Source organism: Mesorhizobium sp. BHbdii (assembly GCF_053848045.1).
This window is the reverse complement of the sequence record NZ_JBSPKX010000205.1, coordinates 1-450: the sequence shown is the minus strand read 5'-3', so window position 1 is coordinate 450 and position 450 is coordinate 1. Positions and strand designations below refer to the sequence as shown.

Sequence of the window (450 nt, the reverse complement as noted above, 5' to 3'; positions counted from 1 at the left end):
GGCAAGGTCAATGTCCCCGCCGCCTGGGATTCCGAGGAGGAAGCCCGCGCCATCGGCGAGACCATCGAGGCCTATCAGCGCCAGAAGCATAATCTCAACGACATGGCGATCCTGGTGCGCGCCTCCTTCCAGATGCGCGCCTTCGAGGACCGCTTCATCACGCTCGGCCTCAACTACCGCGTCATCGGCGGCCCGCGCTTCTACGAGCGCATGGAAATTCGCGACGCGCTGGCCTTCTTCCGCGTCGTTGCCAACAGCGGCGACGACCTCGCCTTCGAGCGCATCGTCAATGTGCCCAAGCGCGGGCTTGGCGAAGCCACCATCCGCCAGATCCACGACACGGCGCGCGCGCTGCGCATCCCGATGCTGGAGGCCGCCGGCAATCTCGCCGAGAGCGACGAATTGAAGCCGAAACCGCGCGCCGCGTTGCGCGAAGTGGCCGCCAATTTC

The 450-nt window shown here is 66.0% G+C and carries 1 protein-coding gene; it reads left to right on the top strand.

The annotated features are described in order from the left end of the window. Window positions 1-450 (top strand): 3'-5' exonuclease (locus ACWTU8_RS32645; protein ID WP_455851354.1); only part of this gene is annotated, 450 nt, incomplete at both ends.